The following is a 25,113-nucleotide window of genomic DNA, read 5'->3' on the forward strand; positions in this document are numbered from 1 at the left end:
TGAAAAAGTGTCCAAGATTACTTGACCACTACAGGGGGAGAGGGCAGGCGCATCGAGTTGCGACGGCGGCGAATTCAAGCGTTGCGCCCTCTCCCCCGACCCCTCTCCCGCCATGCGGGAGAGGGGAGAAAACACAAGGGACTTCCGCAGGCGGGAGAGCGGCGCGAGCCGTTGGAAATTGATACCCCTCCCCCTCCTCTGGCCTGCCCAGAAAGCCGCGCTCGTTGTTGCCGTGTTGACGGCATTGGCCTACGCCACCATCGCAGGCATGCAGATTCCTGCATTGCGTACCGTCACGATGCTCATCGTGGCGGCGGTGGCGTTGTGGAGTGGCAGGGCGCCACCAGCGTCGGTGGTGCTGGCGTGGGCGGCGGCCGTGGCGGTGGCCATCGACCCTTGGGCGGTGCTCTCGCCAGGGTTCTGGTTGTCGTTTGGGGCCGTGGCCGTGATCTTCCTGCATGCGAGCCGGCGTGAGGGCGATGGGAGCGCAGAGCGGGCACGGCAGGCCGGTCCGGCAGGTTGGGTGTGGCGGCTGGGTGCCGGCATTGCCAGTGCGGCTCGGACGCAATGGGCCGTGACGATTGGTTTGGTGCCGCTGACGCTGCTGCTGTTCGGACAGGTATCGCTGGTATCGGGGCTGGCCAATGCGGTGGCAATTCCGGTGGTTAGCCTGCTGGTCACGCCGCTAGCGCTGCTGGCGGCCGGGATGCCGGTCGCTGTCGCCTCGCCATTGCTGGCGGTGGCTCACGCCGCGCTGGCGTGGCTCGTGCAGGGTCTCGCATGGCTAGCCGCGCCGTCGTGGGCGGTCTGGGAGGCGGCGCATCCCGGGCCGGTGGCATTCGGTCTGGCCATGCTGGGTGTTGTGCTGGTGCTGATGCCTCGTGCCCGGCTTCACGCGCTGCCTCGCTGGCTTGGCGGGGTGCTGATGGTGCCGATGCTGGCGGCAGGTCGGGCGCCAGTGCCGCATGGCGAGTTCCGGATGACGGCGCTTGATGTCGGGCAGGGGACAGCTGTGCTAGTCGAGACGCGCGAGCACGCCATGCTCTACGACGCCGGTCCGGCGTATGGGTCCGGCACCAGCGCGGGCGGACAGGTCATCGTCCCCTTTCTGCGTGCGTCGGGCGTGCGTCGGCTTGACATGCTCATGGTGAGCCATGAAGACGCCGACCATGCGGGGGGTGTGAGGGATGTCTTGGCCGCAGTGCCGGTGTCGCAACGGCTGACGGCGGGTGCCGCGGACCATCGGCTGCTGACCAGCGATGCCGGAAAGACTAACTGGCAGGCGTGCCTCGCCGGCGCAGCGTGGGACTGGGACGGTGTGACATTCGAGATCCTGCACCCCTCGCTGGCGGCGCTGGAGAATTCCAGGCTCTCCAGCAATGCGCGGAGTTGTGTGTTGCGGGTGTCGACCCCGCATCGCAGCGCGCTGCTGACCGGGGATATTGGCGTGCGCGAGGAACTCGCGCTGGTGCGTCGTTCAGAGGAGGATCGCTTGCATGCCGACTTCCTCCTCGTGCCGCATCATGGCAGCGGAACGTCGTCGCATCGTGCATTCCTGGCGGCGGTACAGCCGGAGCTGGCAATTTTCCAGATGGGGTTTGCGAACCGCTATGGCCATCCGCGCAATGATGTCTGGCGGCGCTATGGCCGCGCTGGTATCGCGCGCAACCGGAGCGATGAAGCAGGCGCGATCACGATCGAGACAAGGGGTGCTGGCCAGACGGTGACGACGTATCGCCAGCAACATCGGCGCTACTGGCGAGATGCACCCGAAGTACCTGGCCCGGAGTAGGACCGGAAGGCGAGCGGTTTATCACCGCGTAGCGCGCGTGGATGGGGTCGCCTTTCTGGCTTTTTTCCTGGTGGTTGCGCTCGCTGCCGAGGTCTCCGAATTGGGCGCCAGCGGCGCGGGGTCCGCCCCGGCAATGCGTCGCTCGCGCAGGTGGGCCTTGGCGCGTTGCAGCCCGCCGGCCACCGATTCCGCGCGGCCGAGTGCCACGCCGGCCGCCAGAACGTCGCCGAGCACAAGGTGGCAGATGCGTGAGGTCATCGGCGTGAATACTTCGCTGTCTTCTTCGACATCGGAAAACACGCAGACATCGGCAAGTCCGGCCAAGGGCGAACCGCTGTGCGTAAGTGCCAGCACGCTTGCGCCACTGCTGCGAGCCAGCGTGGCGGCGGTGAGCATATCCCAGGTTCGACCGCTGTTGGATACCAGCACGGCCACATCGCCAGGGCGCAGCAGTGCGGCGGACATGCTGAATACGTGCGGATCGGAGTAGGCCGTGGTCGGGATGCCGAGACGGAAGAACTTGTGCTGGATATCGAGTGCAACGATGCCTGAATTGCCGCAGCCGTAAAACTCGATGCGCCTTGCATCCGCTAGCAGGCGAATGCCGTGTTCGATCTGGTCGGCGGAGAGGGCATTGCGCACGGTCATCAACGTGGCGATGGTGCGGTCGAAGACCTTGCCGGCGATGTCGGCCGGCCGGTCGCTGGCAGCCACATCCTGATGCACGAACGGGATGCCGCCGCCTACGTTCTGGGCGAACTGGAGCTTGAACTCCTTGAAGCCATCGTAGCCTAGCGCTGCGCAGAAGCGCGCAATCGTGGGCTGCGATACGCCTGCGCGCTCGGCAAGTTCAGGCATGGTCAGGCGGATGACGCTGGCGCCGTGACGGGTCACGTAATCGGCAAGTCGGCGTTCGGAGGGACGCAGCGTGTCGTAGACGGCAAGGATTCTGTCGAGCATGGTGAGGGTGGGCGTGGAGTCGTGCCGGGCGGCTCTCAATGATGTCGCCCTTGAATTTGTAGAGATTCTACACGTTAGGAGGAAGTTTTCTGCATCCGATGAGATGCTCGATGCCTCAGGATTTACCCGAATTTCGTGCGAAAATGCGCTGAATAAGTCGAATGCGGGAGGATGCCGGGCTTTCGTTGGGAATCGTCTCCTGGCTATAATGTAGAAAATCTACAGCATGGAGGGCGAGATTTGCCGCCCGATATGCCGCCCGATACCCCCACGAGAATCGATCCGCCATGTCCCCAGCTACCCCGGGCCACGCCCGCGCAGAAGTTTCGGCCGTTACCGAACGCATCGTCGAACGCAGCCGTGCCAGCCGTGCCGCCTACCTCGCGCGCTGCGAACGGGCCCAGCGGGAACTAGGTCCGCTGCGTGGCATGTCGTGTGCCAACCTGGCTCACGGCTACGCAGCGCTGCCTTCGGACGACAAACTCAAGCTGCGTGTGGAGCATGCGCCGAATCTCGGCATCATCACCGCCTACAACGACATGCTGTCTGCGCATCAGCCGTATGAGCGCTATCCGTCCGTGATCCGGGAGGCGGCGCGTGCCGTGGGTGCGGTAGCGCAGGTGGCGGGCGGCGTGCCGGCCATGTGCGATGGCATCACGCAGGGCAACGCCGGTATGGAGCTCTCTCTGTTCTCGCGCGATGCCATTGCCATGAGCACCGCCGTTGGGCTGTCGCACAACACGTTCGACGCGGCGCTGATGCTCGGCGTCTGCGACAAGATCGTGCCGGGCCTGCTGATGGGCGCGCTCCAGTTCGGGCACCTGCCCGTGGTGTTCGTGCCAGCGGGGCCGATGGCTACCGGACTGTCGAACAAGGAGAAGGCGCGGGTGCGCCAGCTCTACGCCACGGGACAGGTGGGGCGCGATGCATTGCTCGAAGCTGAAAGCGCCGCGTATCACAGCGCCGGCACGTGCACGTTTTATGGCACCGCCAACAGCAACCAGTTCCTGATGGAAATCATGGGCCTGCACATGCCCGGCGCGGCGTTCGTGCATCCGGATAGCGGGTTGCGCGACGCATTGACCACCGCCGCCGCGCAGCGCGCCCTGGTGCTGATCGCGCGGGGTCGCGAGTACACGCCGCTGGCGCAGGTCGTGGACGAACGCGCCATCGTCAATGCGATGGTCGGCTTGCTGGCAACCGGCGGATCGACCAACCATACGATCCACCTCGTTGCCATGGCACGCGCGGCAGGGATTGTCATCGACTGGAACGACTTCGACCGTCTGTCGGCCGTCACGCCGCTGCTGGCGCGTGTCTATCCGAATGGCGCTGCCGACGTGAACCATTTCCATGCAGCAGGCGGTGTGGCCTACGTGATCGGCCAGCTTCTGGAGGCCGGACTACTGCACGAGGATGTGCAGACAGTGGCCGGGCGGGGCCTGGCGCGTTACACGCAGGAACCGGTGATGACCGATGGCGTGCTGCGCTGGCGCGATGGTCCCACCGTCAGCGGCGATGCCAGCGTGCTGGCGCCGGCGTCGGCGCCGTTTTCGGCCGAGGGCGGGTTGCGGTTGATGGCCGGTAACCTCGGGCGCGGCGTGATCAAGGTCTCGGCGGTGGCCGACGAGCATCGTGTGGTGCAGGCGCCGGCGCGCGTCTTCGAATCGCAGGAGGCGCTGCAGGCCGCCTTCGAGGCCGATGAACTGAATCGCGATGTGGTGGCCGTGGTGCGCTTCCAGGGGCCGAATGCCAATGGCATGCCCGAACTGCATCGGCTGACGCCGGGGCTGGGCGCGTTGCAGGACGCTGGTCACAAGGTGGCACTGGTGACCGATGGCCGCATGTCGGGCGCATCGGGCAAGGTGCCAGCCGTGATCCACGTTGGCCCCGAGGCGCTGGCAGGCGGTCCGCTGGCCCGTGTGCGTGACGGGGACGTCATTCGCGTGGATGCCGTGGCCGGCACGCTCGAACTGGTGGGCGATGCCTCGGTGCAGGCGGAGTTTGCAGCGCGCCAGCCGGTTGCCGCGCCTGAGGATAATTTCGCGCAGTTCAGCATGGGGCGCGGCCTGTTCGGCCTGTTCCGCCGCCATGCGCGGATTGCCGAGGAAGGGGGCAGCGCGCTGGACCTCTCCGAAGCGGATGCCATGTCGAGTGTTCCCGCGTCTGTCCAAACGGGCGTCGCCGTCGCACAATAGGTTCATCCGTTCACACAGCAGGCTCGTTCCGGGCCGTCGTTTTCAGATTCTTCTTATTCGTTTCCCCGGGCGCCACGGTGCCTGGGGTACCGCCGTGCAACCGCAATGGTTCGTGGCGGCTACCGACAAGGGTGGCGACACCATCCGACACCATGATCGATGGAGCAGACATGATTTATATCCTGATGGGCGTTTCTGGCAGCGGCAAGACCACCGTGGGCCAGATGCTGGCGCAGCGCCTGCATTGCGGCTTCCATGATGCCGACACGTTTCACAGCGAGGCCAACAAGGCCAAGATGCACGCCGGCGTGCCGCTGACCGATGACGACCGCTGGCCGTGGCTGGCTGCCATGCGGGCGGCTATCGACGAAGCCCGTGCAGAAGGGCGCACCCATGTGTTTACCTGCTCCGCGCTGCGCCAGGTCTACCGCGATCGGCTGAACCCTCCGGAAGGCGGCGTGACCTTTGTGTTCATGAAGGGCGATGCATCGACGATTGGTGGCCGCCTGTCGGTCCGCGAAGACCATTTCTTCAACCCGGCCCTGCTGCAAAGCCAGTTCGACACACTGGAGGAGCCGCGCGACGCGCTGGTGCTCGATATCCGCCGGACGCCGGAGGCGCTGGTGCAGGACATACTGGATAACTGCCCGCCGGAGTCGGCGTCGTGTGCGGGCGGCACGGCGCGATAGTTTGCGTCTCTCCGGTTTGCTCCCCTCTCCCTCAGGGAGAGGGGCGGGGGAGAGGGCAAACCGTGCAAATTGCGAAGTGGCTGGCAAGCAGAGCCACCAGCCCTCTCCCCCAACCCCTCTCCCACTTCGCGGGAGAGGGGAGCAAAACCTCCTGCCATGCGTAGTCCCCTGGCAAGCATCTTGCTAAACCGTTTTGCGTGCCGGTGCATGTCTCGCACATGCAACCCTTGCGGGAATTGCCGGCGCGGGTATGCTGAAAGCGTTGTCTCGATAAAGCATCAATGAACGGGAGGCCGGCGGCGTCGCCAGACAGTCGTCGGAAGCGGCAGGCGAGGAGACTGCACGCAGCTGGCGCCCATTTCCACGAAGGAGCGGCCATCATGGCGGCGCGGTTTTTCGACGAGATGCTGGAAGGGCGGGAAGATGGCACATTGACGGGCATCGAAGCCGGTCAGGCGTTGCCGACCGGGGCGGTGCGGCCCCACTACCGCAACTTTGCCGACTGGCTGGGCGGGCAGTCCGGCGGGGCGATGGACAACAAACGGGCCGAAGCGGACCTGATCTTTCGCCGGGTGGGCATCACCTTTGCCGTCTATGGCGACAAGGACGAGTCCAACAGCGGCACCGAGCGGACGATTCCGTTCGACGTCATCCCCCGCATCTTTCCGGCCAGTGAATGGGCGACCCTGGAACGCGGCCTGCGGCAGCGCGTGGCGGCGTTGAACCGCTTCATCCACGATATCTACCACGGCCAGGACATCATCCGGGCTGGCGTGATTCCGCCTGACCAGATCTACAACAACGCGCAGTACCGTCCCGAGATGCTCGGCATCGACGTGCCGCGCGATATCTACGCGCACGTGGCGGGTATCGATGTGGTGCGGGCAGGAGAGGGCGAGTTCTACGTGCTGGAAGACAACCTGCGCGTACCGTCGGGCGTGTCCTACATGCTTGAGAACCGCAAGATGATGATGCGGTTGTTCCCCGAACTGTTCGCGCGCAATCGCGTGGCACCGGTGGCGCATTACCCGGATCTGCTGCTCGACATGCTGCGCAGCGTGTCGCCGCAGAATATTGCGGACCCCACCGTGGTGGTGCTCACGCCGGGCATGTACAACTCCGCGTATTTCGAGCACGCGTTCCTGGCCCAGCAGATGGGCGTGGAACTGGTGGAGGGCAGCGACCTCTTTGTCGAGGACGATCACCTCTACATGCGTACCACGCAGGGGCCGCAACGGATCGACGTGATCTACCGCCGCGTGGACGATGACTTCCTCGATCCGCTCGCATTCCGGCCGGACTCCACGCTCGGTGCGGCCGGTTTGCTGTCGGTCTACCGGGCCGGCAATGTGACGATCAGCAACGCGATTGGCACCGGGGTGGCCGACGACAAATCGATCTATCCGTACGTGCCGGACATGATCCGCTTCTACCTGGGCGAGGAAGCCATCCTGTCGAACGTTCCCACGTATATGTGCCGGCGCCCCGATGACCTGCAGTACGTGCTCGACAACATGGAGAAGCTCGTGGTCAAGGAGACGCACGGTGCCGGCGGCTACGGCATGCTCGTGGGTCCGGCTGCCACCCGTGCCGAGATCGAGCAGTTCCGCGAAGTGGTCAAGTCCCGCCCCGAGCAGTACATCGCCCAGCCCACGCTGGCGCTGTCCACTTGCCCCACGTATGTGGAATCGGGCATCGCGCCGCGCCATATCGACCTGAGGCCGTTCGTGCTGTCTGGCAAGGAAGTTCGGATGGTGCCTGGCGGACTGACGCGCGTGGCATTGCGTGAAGGGTCGCTGGTGGTGAATTCCTCGCAGGGCGGAGGCACCAAGGACACCTGGGTACTGGAACGCTGAACGCCGCGAACAACGACAAGCCGGGAGCCCATCATGCTGAGCCGTACCGCCGACCACCTGTTCTGGATGGCCCGCTACACCGAGCGCGCGGAGAACACCGCGCGCATGCTCGACGTCAACTACCAGACCTCGCTGCTGCCGCAGTCGGCCGAAATGGCCGAGCAGGGCTGGTGGGCCATGCTCGATATTTCTGAGTTGACGCACGCCTATGACCACAAATACGGGTTGCTGCATCGTGACGATGTGATCGACTTCATGGTGCGCGACATGACCAATCCGTCGTCAATCATGAGCTGCCTGCGGGCGGCCCGCGAGAATGCCCGTGCAGTGCGCGGATCATTGACGACCGAGGTCTGGGAGACCATCAACACCACCTGGCTCGATGTCCAGCGCATGATCGCGGATGGGGAGTTGCGTCAGGACCCGTCGCGCTTTTTCGAATGGGTGAAATTCCGCTCGCACCTGGCGCGTGGCGTGCAGTTCGGCACGATGCTCAAGGACGACGCGTTTCATTTCATGCGGCTTGGCACGTTCCTGGAGCGCGCCGACAACACCGCGCGGATTCTCGACGTCAAGTTCCAGGCATCGGGTCGCGACGACAGCGACACCGACGATCCCAACCGCGAGCAGAACGATTTCTACCACTGGGCGGCGGTGCTGCGTTCGGTGTCGGGCTTCGAGGTCTACCGCAAGATCTACCGTGCCGTGATCACGCCCCAGCGCGTGGCGGAGTTGCTGATCCTGCGGCCGGACATGCCACGCTCGCTGGTGTCGAGCATGGACGAGGTAGTCGCGATCCTGGCGCTGGTGGCCAACCAGCAGTCAGCGGAGACCATGCGCCAGGCTGGTAAACTCCACGCCGATTTGAAATACGCGCGCATCGACGACATTTTTGCTGTCGGCCTGCACGCCTACCTGACCAGCTTCCTGGAACGCATCGGCGATCTCGGCAACGGTATCAGCCGCGATTTCCTTGTGCCGCTGGCTGCCTGAGTCGATTGCGCAGAGTGGATCACCCGTCCGGCACCCTATGTGCCGGACGCGGAACGCTGGAGGGCAGGTGTGCCGTAGCGCGCACTATGCATCGTGAAATATCGGATCCACCACAAGACTGTCTATCACTACACCGAGCCCGTGCGCCGCAGCGTGCATGAACTGCGTCTGGCGCCGCGCTCGGGGCCGCTGCAATCGGTTGCGGACTGGCACCTGAACGTTCCCGGCAACCTGACCGAAGCACGGGATGGCTTCGGCAATATCGTCCACAACTTCACGATGGCGGGCCCGGCCCGCAGGATCGCTATCGCCGCGACGGGCGAAGTGGAGGTCAGGACGGGCGAGGGCGGCCATCATGCCTTTCATGACTTGCCTGAAGCCGGCGAGGCGCGCGTATCGCCGCTTTACTTCATGACCGGGACACCGCTGACCCAGGCGCCTGCCGATCTGCAGGGATTTGCCGCGCCGTACTTGGCGGCCGGGCACGATATGCCCGCGTTGCTGGCGCTGGCCGACGGGGTGGCCACCCGTGTGCGCTACAAGGCCAACACTACCGACGTGGGCACTTCGGCCGCAGACGCATTCCGGCTGGGCAGCGGGGTGTGCCAGGACCAGGCGCAGGTGATGGTCGCGGCGTGCCGCGCGCTCGGTATTCCCGCTCGCTATGTCAGCGGTTACTTCTACGATCCGGCCGCCACGGCCATGGCGAGCCACGCGTGGACCGACATTTGCCTCGATGCCGACCAGGGCCTCTGGTGCAGCATCGACGTCACGCACCGTTGTGTCACAGATACTCGCCATGTGCGACTCGCCGTGGGGCGCGACTACGCTTCCGCCGCACCAATCCGGGGCATTCTGGAGGGTGGCGCGGGCGAGACGTTGGAAGTGGATATCTCTATCGCACCTGTGGCCTAGTCCCCTCTCCCGCCCGTTCAAACGCTCCGTTCTTGCCGAGCGGCTAGAATGCAAGCTTGCCGCCCCGGCAGCCCCAACAATCAATCACTTCATGACGTACTGCGTAGCCATGCGGCTGGATGCCGGCCTGGTATTCCTCTCCGATTCCCGAACCAATGCCGGCGTGGACGCCATTTCCACTGCCCGGAAAATGACTGTTTTCGAAGAGCCAGGCGATCGGATGATGGTGCTGATGACCGCCGGTAACCTGGCTATCAGCCAGTCGGTGCGCCAATGCCTGGCCGAGGCGCGTGACGAAAAACGCTCGCTGTGGACGGCCCGCGACATGTTCGAGGCCGCCACCATCGTGGGCGAAGCTGTGCGTGCCGTGCACAAGCGTGATGCCCACGCGCTGCGCGACGCCGGCATCGATTTCAACGTGAGCATCGTGTTCGGCGGCCAGATCCGGGGCGAGCGTACGCGGCTGTTCAATATCTATGCGGCAGGCAATTTCGTCGAAGCCACGCCTGAGAACTGCTACTTCCAGATTGGAGAGGCCAAGTACGGTAAGCCGATCATCGACCGTGTGGTGTCCCCGTCGCTGCCGCTGGGCGAGGCCGCGAAATGCGCGCTGATTTCGATGGATTCGACGCTGAAGTCGAATATCTCGGTGGGCCTGCCGCTGGACCTGCTGGTTTACGAAGCTGATTCGCTGCGCGTGACGCACTTCGTCAACATCGACGAACGCAACGCGTACTTCCGCATGATCCGCGACACCTGGGGCCAGCGTCTGCGTCAGGTGTTCGGGGAAATCGGCAATCCCGAATGGGATGCCGCCCAGCCTGCCGAATTTCCGCTGGCGCGCGATGACGCCGACCGCTGGGGCCAGCCGGTCAGAGCACGCCGCGAGCACTAAATTCGAGCGGGGCAGGTTGGCGATAGAGGATTTTGCCTAGCCGAAACGGGCCTGGCCTCGCAGTACACTCTGCGGCGAAACTCATTCTTCATCGCCCCAGCCCCCATGCGCGACCTCCTGCTGTTCTCCCACGCCAACGGTTTTCCGGTTCCAACGTATCGCAAGCTGTTCGGCCAACTGGAGGATACGTTCGAGATCCGCGCGGTGGAGCGCTATGGCCACGATCCCAAGCTGCCCGTCACGCGCGAATGGCCGAACCTCGTCGAGGAGTTGCTGCGCGAGATGCAGCGGGCCGGACGCGACGGGGCCGATCATCGCAAGGTCTGGCTCGTCGGGCATTCGCTCGGTGGCTTTCTCTCGCTGATGGCCGCGCTGCGCCAGCCGCATCGCGTGCAGGGCGTGGTGATGCTCGATTCTCCGATCATCGCCGGTTGGCGGGCCTCGTTGCTGCGGGCCTCGCAGGTACTGGGACTCGACGAAAAACCAAGTCCCGCAGCCGTGACCAAGAACCGACGCACGCACTGGCCCGACACCGAATCGGTCTGGACCCATTTCCAGGCCAAGCGCAATTTCCAGGTCTGGGACCCCGAGGTGCTACGCGACTACGCGGAACTCGGCACTGAACCCACGGGCCGCGCCGCCGAGCGCAGGCTTCGCTTCGATCGCGATGTCGAATATCGTATCTACCGCACGCTGCCGACCAGTCTGGGACGACGCGTGGCCCATGGAGCACCGGTGCCGGTCAGCTTTATTGCGGGTACGCGTTCGAAGGAGGTGAGACAGGTAGGTCTGGGTGCCACGCGCAAGCTGGTGGGCGATCGCCTGCGCTATGTGGAGGGTGGTCATCTCTATCCGATGGAGCGCCCGCTGGAGACCGCTGGGCTGGTGCGCGAACTGATCGACGGGATGCGCCAGGCAGGCTGAAAGAAGGTCGGAAGGCGTAGGAAAGGGCGGCGGCCCGACATGCCGCTGTCACAAATTCCGGGTCGGCGGAGCACGGGGTCTCATGTATAATCCCGATTTCCCCGGCAAGCTCGGTTTATGACCAAATTCGTCTTCGTCACCGGTGGCGTCGTCTCTTCTCTCGGCAAGGGCATCGCTGCTGCTTCGCTCGCGGCCATTCTCGAGTCGCGCGGCCTCAAAGTCACCCTCCTCAAGCTCGATCCTTACATCAACGTCGATCCCGGCACGATGAGCCCTTTCCAGCACGGCGAAGTGTTCGTGACGGAAGATGGCGCGGAAACCGATCTGGATCTTGGCCACTACGAGCGCTTCGTCTCGGCCAAGATGCGCAAGTCGAACAACTTCACGACTGGCCAGATCTACGAATCGGTGATCCGCAAGGAACGTCGTGGCGAGTACCTCGGCAAGACCGTGCAGGTCATTCCCCACATCACCAACGAAATCCAGGCATTCGTTGAGCGCGGCGCAGCCGCCTCGCACGATGGCAAGGCCGACGTGGCACTTGTGGAAATCGGCGGCACGGTGGGCGATATCGAATCGCTGCCGTTCCTCGAAGCCGCGCGCCAGATGAGCCTGCGCATGGGCCGCAACCATTGCGCCTTCGTGCACCTGACGCTGGTGCCGTTCATTGCCAGCGCTGGCGAATTGAAGACCAAGCCGACCCAGCACTCGGTGCAGAAGCTGCGCGAAATCGGTATTTCGCCCACGGCACTGCTGTGCCGCGCCGACCGTCCGATTCCCGACGACGAGCGCGCCAAGATCTCGCTGTTCGCGAACATCCCGCAAGACGCCGTGATCTCGGTGTGGGACGCCGACAGCATCTACAAGATTCCGCAGATGCTCAACGAGCAGGGCCTCGACCGCCTGATCTGCGAGGAACTCCGCCTTGATCCGAAGCCGGCCGATCTGTCGATGTGGCAGAAGCTGGTCAAGGCGCAGGAAAATCCCGAGCACGAAATCACGATCGGCATGGTTGGCAAGTACGTCGACCTGACCGAGTCGTACAAGTCGCTGATCGAGGCGCTGCGCCACGCCGGCATGCACACCGCAACGCGCGTGAACATCGAGTACATCGATTCGGAAGAACTCGAATCGGGTCACCTCGAAGTGCTGCAGCCGCTGGACGCCATCCTGGTGCCGGGCGGTTTCGGCAAGCGCGGCACGGAAGGCAAGATCCGCGCGATTCAGTATGCCCGCGAGCACAAGGTGCCGTACCTGGGCATCTGCCTGGGCATGCAGCTGGCCGTGATCGAATTCGCGCGCCACGTGGCCAGCATGACGGACGCCAACTCGACCGAATTCAACCTCGAAACCGAGCATCCGGTGGTGGCACTGATCACCGAGTGGCTGGACCGTGAAGGTAAGGTCGAACAACGCTCGGCCGATTCCGACCTGGGCGGCACGATGCGCCTGGGCGCCCAGCGCGTGCCGGTCAAGGCCGGTACGAAGGCCGCGCAGATCTATGGTGCCGAAGTCAACGAACGCCATCGTCACCGTTACGAAGTCAACAACCACTACGTGCCGCAGCTCGAAGGCGCCGGGATGGTGATTTCGGCGCGTACGCCGACCGAGAACCTGCCGGAAATGATGGAGTTGCCGGAGTCGATGCACCCCTGGTTCGTTGGCGTGCAGTTCCACCCGGAGTTCACCTCGACGCCGCGCGACGGTCATCCGCTGTTCAAGGCGTATGTGGAAGCCGCGCTGGCCTCGCAGCAACGCAAGGGCGCCTGACGGCCCGCGACGAAGGAGACAGCCATGAAACTGTGTGGATTCGACGTTGGCCTCGACAAGCCGTTCTTCCTGATTTCGGGCCCGTGCGTGATCGAGTCCGAGCAGATGGCGCTTGATACGGCTGGCCAACTCAAGGAAATCACGAGCGCGCTGGGTATCCCGTTCATCTACAAGTCCTCGTTCGACAAGGCCAACCGTTCGTCGGGCAAGTCGTTCCGTGGACTGGGGATGGAGAAGGGTCTGGAGATCCTGGCCACGGTGAAGCGCGAGATTGGGGTGCCGGTACTCACGGATATCCACGAGATCGACGAGATCAAGCCGGTTTCCGCCGTGGTGGACGTGCTGCAGACGCCGGCCTTCCTGTGCCGCCAGACGGATTTCATCCGCGCCTGCGCCCAGAGCGGCCGGCCGGTGAATATCAAGAAGGGCCAGTTCCTGGCCCCGCACGACATGAAGAACGTGATCGACAAGGCCCGCGACGCTGCACGCGAAGCTGGCCTGCCCGATGACGTGTTCATGGCCTGCGAACGCGGTGTCTCCTTCGGCTACAACAATCTGGTCTCGGACATGCGCTCGCTGGCGATCATGCGCGAGACCCATGCGCCGGTGGTGTTCGACGCCACGCACTCGGTGCAGTTGCCGGGCGGGCAGGGCACCAGCAGCGGCGGCCAGCGCGAGTTCGTGCCGGTGCTGTCGCGTGCGGCCGTGGCCACGGGCGTGGCTGGCCTGTTCATGGAAACCCACCCGGACCCGAGCAAGGCCATGTCCGATGGTCCGAACGCCGTGCCGCTGTCGCGCATGAAGGAACTGCTCTCCGTCTTGAAGGACCTCGATGCGCTGACCAAGCGCGCCGGCTTCCTCGAAGACAACTTCGGCTGGCCGGCCTGCGCCTGAGTCAGCCTGCAGTAACCGCCGCCCGCGCCTGTCGCGGGCGGTGTCGCTTGAGGTTGCATCAAAGCGAATGCAACAGTATCGAAAGACAATACAAAAGCTTTGGAGATAACGGATGGCCGCCGGTTATATCATCGCGTACGTCGACGTGACAGACCCCCAGCAATACGAGCAGTACAAGGTGCTTTCGACGCGGGCCATGCAGGCTCACGGCGCGGAAGTCCTGGTACGCGGCGGCAAGACCGAGCCGCTCGAGGGTGAGTGGGCGCCCACGCGCGTGGTAGTGCTGAAGTTCCCCAGCTATGACGCCGCCAAGGTGTTCTACGCGAGCGAGGAATACCTGGCCGCCCGCAACTCACGCGAGCACGCCGCGACGATGAACATGATCGTGGTGGAAGGCGCCTGACATATTCGTCGGGCATGCTGAACGCGGCATGACGCAGCAGATTGGCAAGATTCAACAGTCCTGAGAGGAAATATGAGTGCAATCGTAGATATCATCGGTCGCGAGGTTCTGGACTCGCGCGGTAATCCCACCGTCGAATGCGACGTGCTGCTGGAATCGGGCGTGATGGGCCGTGCGGCTGTGCCGTCGGGCGCATCCACTGGCTCGCGCGAAGCCATCGAACTGCGTGATGGCGACAAGTCGCGCTATCTGGGCAAGGGCGTGCTGAAGGCCGTCGAGCATATCAACACCGAAATCTCCGAGGCCATCATGGGCCTGGACGCTTCCGAGCAGGCGTTCCTGGATCGCACGCTGATCGAACTGGACGGCACCGAGAACAAGGGCCGCCTGGGCGCCAACGCGATGCTGGCCGTGTCGATGGCCGTGGCCAAGGCTGCTGCCGAAGAGGCTGGCCTGCCGCTGTACCGCTATTTCGGCGGTTCGGGTGCGATGCAGATGCCGGTGCCGATGATGAACATCGTCAACGGTGGCGCGCACGCCAACAACAGCCTGGATATCCAGGAATTCATGATCATGCCCGTGTCGCAGACCAGCTTCCGTGAAGCCCTGCGTTGCGGCGCCGAAGTGTTCCACGCACTGAAGAAGATCCTGGCCGACAAGGGCATGTCGACGGCCGTGGGCGACGAAGGCGGCTTCGCACCGAACTTCTCGTCGAACGAGGAATGCCTGAACACGATCGTCCAGGCCGTGGAAAAGGCTGGCTACAAGGTCGGTGAAGACGTGCTGCTGGCGCTGGACTGCGCCGCGAGCGAGTTCTATCACGAAGCCGAAGACGTCTATGCACTGGAAGGCGAAGGCCTGAAGCTGTCGTCGACGCAGTTCGCCGACTACCTGGCCAACCTGTGCGACAAGTTCCCGATCGTGTCGATCGAGGACGGCATGGCCGAAGGCGACTGGGAAGGCTGGAAGACGCTGACCGACAAGCTCGGCAAGCGCGTGCAGCTGGTGGGTGACGACCTGTTCGTGACCAACACCAAGATCCTGAAGGAAGGCATCGAGAAGGGCATCGGCAACTCGATCCTGATCAAGATCAACCAGATCGGCACGCTGACCGAGACGTTTGCTGCCATCGAGATGGCCAAGCGCGCCGGCTACACGGCCGTGATCTCGCACCGTTCGGGCGAGACCGAGGACAGCACGATTGCCGACATCGCCGTGGGCACGAACGCTGGTCAGATCAAGACCGGTTCGCTGTCGCGTTCGGACCGTATCGCCAAGTACAACCAGCTCATCCGCATTGAGGAAGACCTGGGCGATATCGCCACGTACCCGGGCAAGAGCGCGTTCTACAACCTGCGCTGATGTCAGAAAAAACGCCGCCTCAGGGCGGCGTTTTTCATTGGCGCGCGACATTTGCAACAGTATTGAGTCGTTGTTTCGCTTTGTAGCGTCTTTTGTTTTGCAATCTTCGGCCGCTTGGTGGATCATTGGTGCCGATCCAGATCGCCCTGTCCGCGGGGCTTGTCCCTAGCGCCTGTGCCCCGATGCGCCTGATTTCCCTGCTGTTGTTCGTGTTGCTGATTGCCATCCAGTATCCGCTCTGGCTGGGCAAGGGCGGCTGGCTGCGCGTATGGGACCTGAATCGCCAGGTCAACGAACAGGCCACGCACAACCAGGCGCTCAAGCTGCGCAATGCCAAGCTGGAAGGGGAGGTCAAGGACCTCCAGGACGGTACGGGCGCCATCGAGGAACGTGCCCGCTACGAGCTGGGCATGGTCAAGGACAGTGAAGTCTTCGTCCAGTTCGTGGCCCCGGCCCCGAAGGTCAGCGCCACGCCGCCACTGCCGCCTCCGCCGAACTCAGTCGCCGGACGGGGTGGTCATTAGTTTTCGGAAGCCATAGCCGGCTAGCGGCGACAGGCAAACGAAGCGAAGCGGTTCTGGCAAGGCCGCGCAACGACGCCAGAATCGTTTACCTGTCGCCGCTTACCACCAGCCATAGGGGTATCCACCCCATCCGTATCCGCCATACCCCGGTGAGCTGATTCCCACGCCGCCGCCCCAATTTCCACCACCCCATCCGCCGTAGAACAGGCTGAAGCTGGTATTCGGATACGCGTACGCCGCGCGGCTCCAGGCTGCGGCCTGCTGTTCGCTCGCCATCACCGTGGCCTGCTCGCGCAGGATTTGCTGGTTCTGGGCAGATAGTCGTTGGCGTTCGGCCTCGCTGAGCGGGGCCGGCGGGATCGATCCCGGTGCCAGGCGCGCCGTGGCCGGCACACCATCCATATCGCGCGGCACGGGCGCCGCGCATCCGGCAAGGATGGCGAGGGCCGCAGCAGCGGTCAGCAGGGAAGTGCAACGAATTGTCGCTGTCATGTCGGACTCCTTCGGCAGCCAGATACCAAGCATGCCATTGGACCCGCGGAACCCTGTGTGGGGTTCCGTACGGTGCGTTTCTCTACGCTCTCGGTTTTCTCCCCTCTCCCTATGGGAGAGGGGAGCAAGACATCGGCAAGCGGCAGATCAATGCTGCTGTTTCGCCCCTTCCCCCGCACCCGTTGCCACCGGCGCCGTAAACAACTGCGCCGCATCTACGGGATCGAACGCATACCGCTGGCCGCAGAAGTCGCAATGGATTTCCACTTCACCACGTTCGGCGATGATGCCTTCGATCTCGTCGCGGCCCAGCGATTGCAGCATGGCGCCCACACGTTCGCGCGAGCATGAGCACTGGAAGTGCGGCGTCATCGGCTCGAAGACGCGCAGGCCGGCGTTTTCCAGTTCTTCCCAGAACAGCCGGCGAATCAGCGTATCGGGCGATTCCGCCAGCAACTCCTCTTCCTTGAGCGTGGCCCCGAGCTGGCAGGCGCGGTCCCAGGTGTCGAGGTCCTGCGCGCGGCCCTGTTCGTCGAGCGGGGCGCCTGTTTCCCCAACCTGGGCTTCGATCGTGCCGCCGTACGACGGCAGCTTCTGGAGCAGCATGCCTGCAGAAACCTGATCGTTCGAGGCCAGCCAGAGCCGTGTGTCGAGCTGCTCCGACGCCTGCATGTAATGTTCGAGCACCTCGGTCATGGTGGCCAGCGGACCGTGTTCGTCGGCCAGCGGCACGATGCCCTGGTAAGCCTGCTGCCCCGGCAGCTTGTCCTGCGGGTCGAGCGTGATCGCGAAGCGGCCCTTGCCATGCACATTGACGAGTTGCTTCAGCGTAGCGTCATCGGCCAGTTCGGCATCTTCGGCGATCTTGGCGGTGGCACGCATCGACATGTCGGAGAGGCACTCCACCACCAGCATGCGCACCGGACCATCGCCGTGCAACTGCATGATGAGGGCGCCATTGAACTTGAGGTTGGCCGACAGCAGCGCCGCAGCCGCCATCATCTCGCCCAGCAGGCGGCGCACTGGCGCCGGATAGGCGTTGCGGTTCAACACCTCCTGCCAGGTGGCCTCCATGCGGACCAGTTCGCCGCGCACGGGAGCCGCGTCGAACAGGAATTTCTGGAGGGTGTCGGGATTCGAGGAAGCGGTCACGGGTCTGTCTTTCTTGCGTTGATGCGCTCGGCGTTAGCCGATGCGCTTGAGTTCGGTCTTGTAAACGGCCTGTCGCTTCGCATAGGTTTCGGCGTTGCGATAGAGGTTGGCCACATCGTCATCGGTCAGTTCGCGCACCACCTTGGCGGGCGCGCCCAGGATCAGCGAGCGGTCCGGGAACACCTTGTTCTCGGTAATCACGGCACCGGCGCCAACAAGGCATTCGCGGCCGATTACGGCGCCGTTGAGCACCACGGCCTGGATACCGATCAGCGAGCCTTCACCCACTGTGCAGCCATGCAGCATGGCCTGGTGGCCTACCGACACCTTGTTGCCCAGCGTCAGCGGACGGCCCGGGTCGGTGTGCAGCACGGAGCCTTCCTGAATATTGGTGTCCTCGCCCACGACGATTGGCTCGTTGTCGCCACGGATCACCACGCCCGGCCATGCGCTGGCGCGCGCCTTGAGCGTCACGTTGCCGATGATGGTGGCTTCTGCCGCCACATAGGCGTGTTCGTGAATGGACGGGGCGATATCGCCGAGCTGGTAAAGCGCCATGGGGTCTCCTGCCTGATGCGTGTAATTGGGGATGGCCGCGCCGATTAAAAGAGCCTGGGGCTGGGCCGGATTCGCCACCGGCGACGTGCCGGCGAGGCTCTACAATGGCGGCTTCCCGAATTTTACGCCTATGCCAGTGATTGCACCCGTCCACCCCGCCGAATCGCCACTTTCGGCGCGCCGACAAGCCCTGACGGTGCTATGCATGACCGATGCCAGGGCCAAGGCCGTCGCCGCGCGCCAGCTTTATGCGGCGCTGGGTAACGGGCAAACCGTAGTGGACGCCGATGACGTCCTCGTGGCGGACCCATCCCTGGCACTCCCGGGCCGGCCCGAGCGCCCCGAACTGGTGCCGCCGCAGCAGGTCACGCGGCGCCGCTCCATCCACACCACGGCAGGCCGGGCCAACATGATCCACGCGCTCTGCCATATCGAATTCAACGCGATCAACCTCGCGCTCGATGCGGCGTGGCGTTTCCACGGGATGCCGACGGACTATTACCGCGACTGGCTGCGCGTGGCCGACGAGGAGGCATATCACTTTTCGTTGCTGGCGGATCACCTGGAGACACTGGGCGCCAGCTATGGCGATTTTCCGGCGCACAACAGCCTCTGGGAAATGACCGACAAGACTTCGGGCGATGTGCTGGCGCGCATGGCGCTGGTGCCGCGCACGCTGGAGGCGCGCGGACTGGACGCCTCGCCACCGGTCCGCGCCAAACTGGCCGAGGCGGGCGATGAAGCTGCCGCCGCCATCATCGACATCATCCTGCGCGACGAGGTGGGCCACGTCGCCATCGGCAACCACTGGTACCGCTGGCTCTGCACGCAGCGCGGCCTGGAACCGGTGGCTACCTACGCGCAACTGTCGGAACAGTACAAGGCGCCGAAGCTGCGCGGCCCGTTCAACCTCGACGCCCGCCGCGCGGCCGGGTTCGACGAGGATGAACTGGCCTGGCTCGAAGCCTCGGCAGGTTAGGCGCTCGCCGAGCCCTGCGCCTTTTGCGCGCGCTCCTGTTCCTGCAGCCGCAGCACGCGGCGCTGGATCTTGCCAGTTGTGGTCATCGGTAACTGGTCGATGAACTCGATGGCCTTCGGATACTCGTACGGCGCCAACTGACCGCGCACATGCTGCTGCAGTTCGGCTACCAGCGCCGCGTCGTTGTCGAAGGATCGTGCCACGGCCGGTGTCAGCACGATGAACGCCTTGACGATGGCACCGCGCTCCGGGTCCGGAGAGGGCACCACGGCGCAGTTCGATACCGCCGGATGCTTGAGCAGGCAGTTCTCGATCTCGCTCGGCCCGATCCGATAGCCCGATGACTTGAACACGTCGTCGGCGCGGCCCTGATACCAGAGGTAGCCATCCGCGTCGATGCGCGCGAGGTCGCCCGTGCGGCACCAGCGCAGGCCGCCATATTCCGAATACTTGCCCGCCGTGGCGGCGTCGTTCTTCCAGTAACCAAGGAAGAACACCGGGTCCGGATACCCGTGGATATCGGTGGCGCAGACCGCTACCTCGCCGTCCTCGCCGGGCGGGCAGGGCTTGCCGTCCTCGTCGATCACGGCCACGCGATGGCCGGGATAGGGTCGTCCCATGGAGCCGGGGCGTGCGGGCCATCCCAGGCGGTCGTCATCGTATTGCGCCGTGCAGTTGCCGACGATGTAATTGATCTCGGTCTGGCCGAACATCTCGTTGACGATCACGCCGAGCGCGTCGCGGCACCATGTGAACACGGTCTCGCCCACTGCCTCGCCGGCGCTCATGATCGCGCGCAGCTTGAGGTCGTACTTGTCCGAAGGGGTCGGGCACGCCTTCATCATCTGCTTGAGCGCCGTGGGAAACAGGAAGGTATTGGTCACGCCGTATCGTTCGAGCAGTTCGAACGCGCGCTCGGCCGTGAAGCGGCCCTGATATCCGACAATCGGCCGGCCGAAGTACAGCGCGGGCATCAGCGCATCCCACAGGCCGCCAGTCCACGCCCAGTCGGCAGGGCTCCAGAACACATCGTCGTCCTGCGGATACCAGTTCTGCGAGCAGACGAAGCCGGTCAGGTTGCCGATCAACGCGCGGTGCGGAATCAGGGCGCCCTTGGGCGGCCCCGTGGTGCCGCTGGTGTAGATCAGCACGGCAGCTTCATCTGCCTTGGTCTGCTCCGCAGTGAACTCGGGAAGCTGCGCGGCGAGCAGGGTGTCCCAGTCGACATCGCCCCGTCCGATGGCGCTGCCCACGCCGATGATGGTCTTCAGCGTCGGACAATCGGGCCGGGCGGCCAGCAGGTTGTCGATCGAGGTCTCGTCGGCAATGGCAATGCGGGTTTCGCTATGGTCGATGCGGTAGGAGAGCGCTTCCGGGCCGAACAGCATCGACAGCGGCATGGCCACGGCGCCAAGCTGGTAGACGGCCATGCCGGCGATCACGGTCTCGATGCGTTGCGGCATCACGATGGCCACGCGGTCTCCGCGCTGCACGCCAAGCTCGCGCAGCGCGCGAGACAGCCGGTTGGCCTCGGCCTGGATGTGCGCGTAGGTGTAGGAGGCACGCCGCCCGTCCTCGTGCTCGGTGTGCACGGCGATACGGTCCGCCGTGGCGGGATCGCGCGCCCAGCGGCCGCAGCAGACTTCGGCCAGATTGAAGGTTTCGGGCACGTTCCAGCGGAACGAGTCATGCAGCGCGTGATAGTCGTCACGACGCGTGGCCGGCAAGGCGGTCATGCCATGGTCTCCTGTGTGTCTGGTTCGTGTCGCTGCAGGCGGGCCGCTGTTGTGGCTATAATCCGCCGAGCGAACGATCGTTCTATTTTTTATCCGGGCGGCTGTGCGGTGGATACCCAACCGCTGCACGCGCATCAGAAGACCCGGGCACCGAGGGTAGACACCATGACCATCACGGAAACTTCGCGTTCCGAATTTATCACGCTGCGTGGGCTGCGCACGCACGTCCGCCACTGGGGACAACCCGGCGCGGCCAAACTCTTCATGCTGCATGGCTGGATGGATGTGGCGGCCTCGTTCCAGTTCCTGGTCGATGAACTCCAGCGCGACTGGCACGTCATTGCGATGGACTGGCGCGGGTTTGGCGAGACCGAATACCCCACGCGCCATCCCGGCACGCGGTCTTACTGGTTCCCGGACTATGTGGCCGACCTCGAAGCGCTGCTCGACCACTATCAGCCGGAAGGGCAGGTGGATCTGGTGGGCCACAGCATGGGCGCCAACGTGGTTTGCATCTATGCCGGCGTGCGGCCAGAGCGGGTGCGCCGCGTGGTGGACCTGGAGGGTTTCGGACTCACGCGCACGCGTCCGGACCAGGCGCCAGGCCGCCTGGCGCGCTGGCTCGACGAACTGCGCGAGGCGCCGGTGCTGAAAACCTACGAGAGCCAGGCCGCGGTGGCCGCGCGGCTGCAGAAGACCAACCCACGACTGCCAGACGACCGCGCCGCCTTTCTGGCCGCGCACTGGTCGAGTCGTAACGATGAGGGCCGTTGGGAGATCCTTGGCGACGCCGCGCACAAGATGACCAATCCCACGCTGTACCGGATCGACGAGATCATGGCCATCTGGGAAAAGGTCACAGCGCCGGTGCTACACGTGGAAGCGCGAGACTCGGAGACGCTCAAGCACATCGCCCACAAGCAGAGCATCGAGGAATTCAGGGAGCGCTTCCGCGCGTTCCCGGACTTCAGGGAGGTCATCGTGGAGGATGCAGGGCACATGCTGCACCACGACCAGCCTAAGGTGGTGGCGGGGTTGATCGAGGGGTTTTTGGAGCTCTAGTTTGCCGGCGGTTTTCTCCCCTCTCCCGCATGGCGGGAGAGGGGCGGGGGAGAGGGCTAGCATTTCAAATTGCGACAAGCTGGCAAGCAGAACCTCCGGCCCTCTCCCCCAACCCCTCTCCCGCGCGCGGGAGAGGGGAGTTAGTTCCGCGAGAAGATTACTGCGTCAACTTCGCCTTCAACCCCGGATTGTTGCTCGTATGCATATGCACGAGCGCCTTGTCGGGGAAGGCGTAGTGGTACGCCTTGCGCAACGCCAGCGCGGCTTCATGGAACCCCGACAGGATCAGCTTCTGCTTGTTCGGATACACCGCAATATCCCCCGCCGCAAAGATGCCGCGACGCGAGGTTTCATAGGTTGTGGTGTTGTCGATATGGATGCGGCCCGCGTGCATGTCGAGATCCCAGTGGGCGATCGGACCAGGTTCGGATACCAGTCCATAGAGCGCCACGAGTTCGTCGGCGGCAATCGTCTGGTCGCCATCGCGCGACTTGATGCCCGCGCTCGCCAGCGCGCCTGCGTCATCGGTCTGCAGGCTGCCTAGCATGCCGACTACGAAGTCCATCTCGCCAGCCGCTACCGATGCACGCATGGCGTTCACCGTGTGATCGGCTGCACGGAAACCCTCCCGACGGTGCAGCAGCGTCACGCGCGAGGCCACCTTGCGCAACGCCATGGCCCAGTCCAGCGCGGAATCGCCGCCACCGGCCACGATCACGCGCTTGCCGGAGAAGCGCGAAACATCGCGCACGGCGTAATGCACGTGACGGTCTTCCAGCGCTGCGGCCTCGGGCAGCGAGACGCGCTGCGGCGCAAAAGCTCCGGCGCCGGCACAGATCAGCACCGCCGTCACGTCGAAGCGCTTGCCGGTATCCGTGGTCACCAGCAGGCGCGGGTGGTCGTCGGCGCCGGTGATGTCGGTCACGGATTCGGCGCGCTGGCCAAAGTGCATCGGAAAATCGAATGGCGCGCATTGCTCGAGCAACCGGTCCACCAGATCCTGTGCCAGGCAGCCTGGCACGGCCGGAATGTCGTAGATGGGCTTTTCAGGGTAGAGCTCGGTGCATTGACCGCCCGCGCGGTCCAGCACGTCGATCAGCTCGCAGCGCAGCCCCAGCACGCCGGCCTGGAAGGCCGCAAACAGGCCGACCGGCCCTGCACCGATGATCAGTACGTCGGTCTGGGTGGTGTCGGAAGTATCGGAGGAAGTGGCGGACATGGCAGAGGCAGGGCAGAGCGAAACAGGCGCCCATCATACCTCGCGCTAGTTCGCCATCCGTACAACGCCACCGCTAGCGACAGGGCCAAAAACCCCTGCCGGGAGTAGAATGATCGCCATGCAAAACCCGCACGCCATCAACGCCGATCTGCACTGCCACTCCACCGTGTCCGACGGGATGCTCGCGCCCGCCGAGGTGGCCGCACGGGCGCACGCAGGCGGAGTGGCCTTCTGGGCGTTGACCGACCATGACGAAGTGGGCGGCCAGACCGAGGCGCGCGCCGCAGCCGAGGCACTCGGCATGCGCTATGTGCCCGGCGTCGAGATCTCGGTCACGTGGGCCGGGCAAACCGTGCATATCGTGGGCCTGCAGATCGACCCGTTCCATCCGGAACTGATTGACGGGCTGGCGCGCACGCGCGATGGCCGTGCGCGCCGTGCGCAGGATATCGGTGAGGCGCTGGCGAAGATCGGCATTGCCGACGCCTACCAGGGCGCCCTGCGCCATGTCGGTAACCCTGACCTGATTTCGCGCACCCACTTTGCGCGCTGGCTGGTAGACGAAGGCTACTGCAAGACCATCAGCGATGTGTTCAGCGAATATCTCTCGGAAGGCCGGCCGGGCTTCGTGCCGCACCGCTGGTCCACGCTCGCCGAGGCAATCGGCTGGATTCGCGCATCGGGCGGCATTCCGGTCATGGCGCATCCGGGCCGCTACAACTACACCGATACCCAGCACGACGCGCTATTCGATGAGTTCACGCAACTGGGTGGCCGCGCCGTGGAGGTGGTCACCGGCAGCCATACACCGGACCAGTACCGGCGGTATGTCGACGTGGCGCGGCACTACGGACTGATGGCCTCGCGCGGCAGCGATTTCCACGGACCCGGCGAGGGCCGCGTGGAACTTGGGACGCTGCCGCCGCTGCCCTCGACCGTCACGCCGATCTGGCACAACTGGTAAGCCATCCAACGCATCCAACGTACGCTGGGGATTTCCGCGCTTCATGTCACAGTTCTTCGAGATCCATCCCGACAACCCGCAGTCGCGCCTGATCAAGCAGGCTGCGCAGATCGTGCGCCAGGGCGGCCTGATCGCGCTGCCCACGGACTCCAGCTACGCGCTGGCTTGCCCGCTTGACGACAAGGCAGCCGTGGAGCGCCTGCGCCGGCTGCGCGGTATTGACGACCGGCATCATCTGACGTTGATGTGCAGCGATCTGTCGGAACTCGGCAACTTTGCGCGGGTCGATAACCGGCAGTACCGCTGGATCAAGGGTGCTACGCCGGGGCCCTACGTGTTCATCCTCGAAGCCACCAAGGAAGTGCCGCGACGGTTATCGCATCCCGCGCGCAAGACAATCGGCGTGCGGGTGCCGGACCAAGCGATTCCGCTGGCGCTGCTGGCGGAGTTGGGTCAGCCACTGATTTCGGCGACGCTGCAGGTTCCGGGGGACGAGGCGCCCATGAACGATCCGGCCGAGATCCGGGCACGGCTCGAAAGGCAGCTCGATCTGGTGATCGACGGCGGCGCAGCGCCGGCGCAGCCCACCACCGTGATCGACCTGACCGGTGGTGAGCCCGAGCTGATCCGCGCCGGACGGGGCGATATCGAGCGTTTTGGTCTGGATGCCGCCGTTTGAAAGGGCGCCCATGCGGCGCTGATCCATCCCGTTATTTGATACATACCGCACAATGCGCCGACACGGCCGGCAGTTATGCTGGTCACCAGCCCTCTAG

23 protein-coding genes are annotated in these 25,113 nt (G+C 64.5%); 17 read left to right on the forward strand and 6 right to left on the reverse strand.

Translation table 11 applies throughout. The features are described from left to right. The first annotated feature begins 112 nt into the window (after positions 1-112). Positions 113-1,792, forward strand: a complete 1,680-nt coding sequence (locus ABDB81_RS13200; protein ID WP_346811468.1) for a DNA internalization-related competence protein ComEC/Rec2 — start codon at positions 113-115, stop codon at positions 1,790-1,792. A 21-nt stretch (positions 1,793-1,813) separates the two neighbouring features. Here the strand turns inward: ABDB81_RS13200 and ABDB81_RS13205 are convergent, their stop codons facing one another. Then, a complete protein-coding gene (locus tag ABDB81_RS13205) occupies positions 1,814-2,752 on the reverse strand; it encodes an SIS domain-containing protein (RefSeq protein WP_346811470.1) in 939 nt (312 codons plus the stop codon). Between the two features lie 287 nt (positions 2,753-3,039). On the opposite strand from ABDB81_RS13205, the gene edd reads away from it, so the two are divergent. The 12 genes from edd (at position 3,040) to ftsB (ending at position 16,175) form a co-directional block, all read left to right on the forward strand. Next, positions 3,040-4,950, forward strand: a complete 1,911-nt coding sequence (edd, locus tag ABDB81_RS13210; protein ID WP_346811472.1) for a phosphogluconate dehydratase — start codon at positions 3,040-3,042, stop codon at positions 4,948-4,950. A gap of 170 nt (positions 4,951-5,120) precedes the next feature. Then, a complete protein-coding gene (locus ABDB81_RS13215) occupies positions 5,121-5,639 on the forward strand; it encodes a gluconokinase (RefSeq protein WP_137926252.1) in 519 nt (172 codons plus the stop codon). Between the two features lie 380 nt (positions 5,640-6,019). Then, the gene (locus ABDB81_RS13220; protein ID WP_346811474.1) at positions 6,020-7,495 is read left to right on the forward strand and encodes a circularly permuted type 2 ATP-grasp protein; all 1,476 of its coding nucleotides are present in this window, start codon (positions 6,020-6,022) and stop codon (positions 7,493-7,495) included. Positions 7,496-7,528: 33 nt separating this feature from the next. Continuing rightward, on the forward strand, positions 7,529-8,488 hold the full coding sequence (locus tag ABDB81_RS13225) for an alpha-E domain-containing protein (RefSeq protein ID WP_137926254.1): 960 nt from the start codon (positions 7,529-7,531) through the stop codon (positions 8,486-8,488). Between the two features lie 93 nt (positions 8,489-8,581). Further along, on the forward strand, positions 8,582-9,403 hold the full coding sequence (locus ABDB81_RS13230) for a transglutaminase family protein (protein WP_137926255.1): 822 nt from the start codon (positions 8,582-8,584) through the stop codon (positions 9,401-9,403). Between the two features lie 91 nt (positions 9,404-9,494). Continuing rightward, positions 9,495-10,298, forward strand: a complete 804-nt coding sequence (locus ABDB81_RS13235) for a peptidase (RefSeq protein WP_137926256.1) — start codon at positions 9,495-9,497, stop codon at positions 10,296-10,298. A gap of 105 nt (positions 10,299-10,403) precedes the next feature. After that, positions 10,404-11,222 (forward strand): alpha/beta hydrolase, encoded by an 819-nt coding sequence (locus ABDB81_RS13240; RefSeq protein WP_137926257.1) that lies wholly within the window; start codon positions 10,404-10,406, stop codon positions 11,220-11,222. Between the two features lie 117 nt (positions 11,223-11,339). Beyond that, the gene (locus ABDB81_RS13245; protein ID WP_137926258.1) at positions 11,340-12,992 is read left to right on the forward strand and encodes a CTP synthase; all 1,653 of its coding nucleotides are present in this window, start codon (positions 11,340-11,342) and stop codon (positions 12,990-12,992) included. Between the two features lie 24 nt (positions 12,993-13,016). Beyond that, on the forward strand, positions 13,017-13,886 hold the full coding sequence (gene kdsA / locus ABDB81_RS13250) for a 3-deoxy-8-phosphooctulonate synthase (RefSeq protein WP_137926259.1): 870 nt from the start codon (positions 13,017-13,019) through the stop codon (positions 13,884-13,886). A gap of 112 nt (positions 13,887-13,998) precedes the next feature. Beyond that, the gene (locus ABDB81_RS13255) at positions 13,999-14,289 is read left to right on the forward strand and encodes a DUF1330 domain-containing protein (protein WP_346811478.1); all 291 of its coding nucleotides are present in this window, start codon (positions 13,999-14,001) and stop codon (positions 14,287-14,289) included. A 72-nt stretch (positions 14,290-14,361) separates the two neighbouring features. After that, positions 14,362-15,651, forward strand: coding sequence for a phosphopyruvate hydratase (eno, locus tag ABDB81_RS13260; RefSeq protein WP_137926261.1), 1,290 nt, complete (start codon positions 14,362-14,364; stop codon positions 15,649-15,651). 182 nt (positions 15,652-15,833) lie between these two features. Beyond that, positions 15,834-16,175, forward strand: coding sequence for a cell division protein FtsB (gene ftsB, locus ABDB81_RS13265; protein ID WP_137926262.1), 342 nt, complete (start codon positions 15,834-15,836; stop codon positions 16,173-16,175). 99 nt (positions 16,176-16,274) lie between these two features. On the opposite strand, the gene ABDB81_RS13270 is transcribed toward ftsB, so the two are convergent. The 3 genes from ABDB81_RS13270 to ABDB81_RS13280 form a co-directional block, all read right to left on the reverse strand. Continuing rightward, positions 16,275-16,667, reverse strand: a complete 393-nt coding sequence (locus ABDB81_RS13270; protein WP_137926263.1) for a hypothetical protein — start codon at positions 16,665-16,667, stop codon at positions 16,275-16,277. A gap of 147 nt (positions 16,668-16,814) precedes the next feature. Continuing rightward, positions 16,815-17,819, reverse strand: coding sequence for an Hsp33 family molecular chaperone HslO (locus tag ABDB81_RS13275; RefSeq protein ID WP_137926264.1), 1,005 nt, complete (start codon positions 17,817-17,819; stop codon positions 16,815-16,817). A gap of 33 nt (positions 17,820-17,852) precedes the next feature. After that, entirely contained in the window at positions 17,853-18,377 is a 525-nt protein-coding gene (locus ABDB81_RS13280; protein ID WP_160471869.1) for a gamma carbonic anhydrase family protein, read from the reverse strand. A 130-nt stretch (positions 18,378-18,507) separates the two neighbouring features. Between ABDB81_RS13280 and ABDB81_RS13285 the strand changes: the two genes are divergently transcribed. After that, positions 18,508-19,356 carry a ferritin-like domain-containing protein gene (locus ABDB81_RS13285; RefSeq protein WP_160471871.1) on the forward strand — a complete coding sequence of 283 codons (849 nt, stop codon included), beginning with the start codon at positions 18,508-18,510 and terminating at the stop codon, positions 19,354-19,356. Here ABDB81_RS13285 and ABDB81_RS13290 read toward each other — a convergent pair. Continuing rightward, positions 19,353-21,092: an AMP-binding protein gene (locus ABDB81_RS13290; RefSeq protein ID WP_346811481.1), complete on the reverse strand. Its 1,740-nt coding sequence runs from the start codon at positions 21,090-21,092 to the stop codon at positions 19,353-19,355. The genes ABDB81_RS13285 and ABDB81_RS13290 overlap by 4 nt on opposite strands. A gap of 165 nt (positions 21,093-21,257) precedes the next feature. Here ABDB81_RS13290 and ABDB81_RS13295 point away from each other — a divergent pair, with 165 nt between their 5' ends. Continuing rightward, positions 21,258-22,154, forward strand: a complete 897-nt coding sequence (locus ABDB81_RS13295; RefSeq protein ID WP_346811483.1) for an alpha/beta hydrolase — start codon at positions 21,258-21,260, stop codon at positions 22,152-22,154. 157 nt (positions 22,155-22,311) lie between these two features. Here ABDB81_RS13295 and ABDB81_RS13300 read toward each other — a convergent pair whose 3' ends face one another. Further along, positions 22,312-23,373: an NAD(P)/FAD-dependent oxidoreductase gene (locus ABDB81_RS13300; protein WP_346811485.1), complete on the reverse strand. Its 1,062-nt coding sequence runs from the start codon at positions 23,371-23,373 to the stop codon at positions 22,312-22,314. A 118-nt stretch (positions 23,374-23,491) separates the two neighbouring features. On the opposite strand from ABDB81_RS13300, the gene ABDB81_RS13305 reads away from it, so the two are divergent. Further along, positions 23,492-24,337: a 3',5'-nucleoside bisphosphate phosphatase gene (locus ABDB81_RS13305; protein WP_137926270.1), complete on the forward strand. Its 846-nt coding sequence runs from the start codon at positions 23,492-23,494 to the stop codon at positions 24,335-24,337. Positions 24,338-24,380: 43 nt separating this feature from the next. Continuing rightward, positions 24,381-25,016 (forward strand): L-threonylcarbamoyladenylate synthase, encoded by a 636-nt coding sequence (locus ABDB81_RS13310; protein WP_137926271.1) that lies wholly within the window; start codon positions 24,381-24,383, stop codon positions 25,014-25,016. Positions 25,017-25,113 lie beyond the last annotated feature (97 nt).

This window comes from Cupriavidus sp. DL-D2 (assembly GCF_039710735.1).
GTDB lineage: Bacteria > Pseudomonadota > Gammaproteobacteria > Burkholderiales > Burkholderiaceae > Cupriavidus.

Excerpts from the sequence above, each read along its gene's own strand:
- ABDB81_RS13205 (WP_346811470.1), bottom strand. The coding sequence starts at position 2,752 with ATGCTCGACAGAATCCTTGCCGTCTACGACACGCTGCGTCCCTCCGAA.
- ABDB81_RS13220 (WP_346811474.1), top strand. The coding sequence starts at position 6,020 with ATGGCGGCGCGGTTTTTCGACGAGATGCTGGAAGGGCGGGAAGATGGC.
- ABDB81_RS13280 (WP_160471869.1), bottom strand. The coding sequence starts at position 18,377 with ATGGCGCTTTACCAGCTCGGCGATATCGCCCCGTCCATTCACGAACAC.
- ABDB81_RS13270 (WP_137926263.1), bottom strand. The coding sequence starts at position 16,667 with ATGACAGCGACAATTCGTTGCACTTCCCTGCTGACCGCTGCTGCGGCC.
- ABDB81_RS13305 (WP_137926270.1), top strand. The coding sequence starts at position 23,492 with ATGCAAAACCCGCACGCCATCAACGCCGATCTGCACTGCCACTCCACC.
- ABDB81_RS13200 (WP_346811468.1), top strand. The coding sequence starts at position 113 with ATGCGGGAGAGGGGAGAAAACACAAGGGACTTCCGCAGGCGGGAGAGC.
- ABDB81_RS13235 (WP_137926256.1), top strand. The coding sequence starts at position 9,495 with ATGACGTACTGCGTAGCCATGCGGCTGGATGCCGGCCTGGTATTCCTC.
- ftsB (WP_137926262.1), top strand. The coding sequence starts at position 15,834 with ATGCGCCTGATTTCCCTGCTGTTGTTCGTGTTGCTGATTGCCATCCAG.
- ABDB81_RS13300 (WP_346811485.1), bottom strand. The coding sequence starts at position 23,373 with ATGTCCGCCACTTCCTCCGATACTTCCGACACCACCCAGACCGACGTA.
- eno (WP_137926261.1), top strand. The coding sequence starts at position 14,362 with ATGAGTGCAATCGTAGATATCATCGGTCGCGAGGTTCTGGACTCGCGC.
- ABDB81_RS13245 (WP_137926258.1), top strand. The coding sequence starts at position 11,340 with ATGACCAAATTCGTCTTCGTCACCGGTGGCGTCGTCTCTTCTCTCGGC.
- ABDB81_RS13215 (WP_137926252.1), top strand. The coding sequence starts at position 5,121 with ATGATTTATATCCTGATGGGCGTTTCTGGCAGCGGCAAGACCACCGTG.
- ABDB81_RS13240 (WP_137926257.1), top strand. The coding sequence starts at position 10,404 with ATGCGCGACCTCCTGCTGTTCTCCCACGCCAACGGTTTTCCGGTTCCA.
- ABDB81_RS13290 (WP_346811481.1), bottom strand. The coding sequence starts at position 21,092 with ATGACCGCCTTGCCGGCCACGCGTCGTGACGACTATCACGCGCTGCAT.
- ABDB81_RS13310 (WP_137926271.1), top strand. The coding sequence starts at position 24,381 with ATGTCACAGTTCTTCGAGATCCATCCCGACAACCCGCAGTCGCGCCTG.
- ABDB81_RS13285 (WP_160471871.1), top strand. The coding sequence starts at position 18,508 with ATGCCAGTGATTGCACCCGTCCACCCCGCCGAATCGCCACTTTCGGCG.
- ABDB81_RS13255 (WP_346811478.1), top strand. The coding sequence starts at position 13,999 with ATGGCCGCCGGTTATATCATCGCGTACGTCGACGTGACAGACCCCCAG.
- edd (WP_346811472.1), top strand. The coding sequence starts at position 3,040 with ATGTCCCCAGCTACCCCGGGCCACGCCCGCGCAGAAGTTTCGGCCGTT.
- ABDB81_RS13295 (WP_346811483.1), top strand. The coding sequence starts at position 21,258 with ATGACCATCACGGAAACTTCGCGTTCCGAATTTATCACGCTGCGTGGG.
- ABDB81_RS13225 (WP_137926254.1), top strand. The coding sequence starts at position 7,529 with ATGCTGAGCCGTACCGCCGACCACCTGTTCTGGATGGCCCGCTACACC.
- kdsA (WP_137926259.1), top strand. The coding sequence starts at position 13,017 with ATGAAACTGTGTGGATTCGACGTTGGCCTCGACAAGCCGTTCTTCCTG.